General features: G+C 69.1%; 1 protein-coding gene. It reads right to left on the bottom strand.

Going from position 1 to position 612, the window contains the following annotated elements; translation table 11 throughout:
- Positions 1 to 612, bottom strand: a 612-nt coding sequence (locus IE219_RS31425) for an ATP-binding protein (RefSeq protein WP_444545654.1), incomplete at both ends; no start/stop codon positions are given.

Below are 612 nucleotides of genomic sequence, written 5' to 3'. Positions count from 1 at the left end.
GGGGGCGAAGGGTTTGATGTCGTTGGTGAACTCGGTCTCGATCCAGCGGGTGTGGATGCGGAAGGGGTCGGTGGTGAAGGCGGGGTCGGTGACGACGGCCTGGTGGAAGGGGATGGCGGTGGCCATGCCTTCGACGCGGAATTCGGCGAGGGCGCGGGCGGCGCGCTGGAGGGCCTGTTCGCGGGTGGCGCCGGTGACGATGAGTTTGGCGAGGAGGGAGTCCCAGGCGGGGCCGATGACGGAGCCGGTCTCGACGCCGGTGTCGAGGCGGACGCCGGGGCCGGTGGGGGGTGTGAAGAGGGTGACGGTGCCGGGGGCGGGCAGGAAGCCGCGGCCGGGGTCTTCGCCGTTGATGCGGAACTCGAAGGAGTGTCCGCGCACGGCGGGGTCGTCGTAGCCGAGTTCTTCGCCGTCGGCGATGCGGAACATCTCGCGGACGAGGTCGATGCCGGTGACTTCTTCGGTGACGGGGTGTTCGACCTGGAGGCGGGTGTTGACTTCGAGGAAGGAGATGGTGCCGTCGGTGCCGACGAGGAACTCGACGGTTCCGGCGCCTACGTAGCCGGCTTCCTTCAGGATCGCCTTGGAGGCCGCGTAGAGCTGCGCGTTCTG

It is taken from the genome of Streptomyces termitum (assembly GCF_014650175.1).
In the GTDB taxonomy this organism is placed as follows: Bacteria; Actinomycetota; Actinomycetes; order Streptomycetales; family Streptomycetaceae; genus Streptomyces; species Streptomyces termitum.
This window is presented reverse-complemented; position numbering and strand designations above follow the sequence as displayed.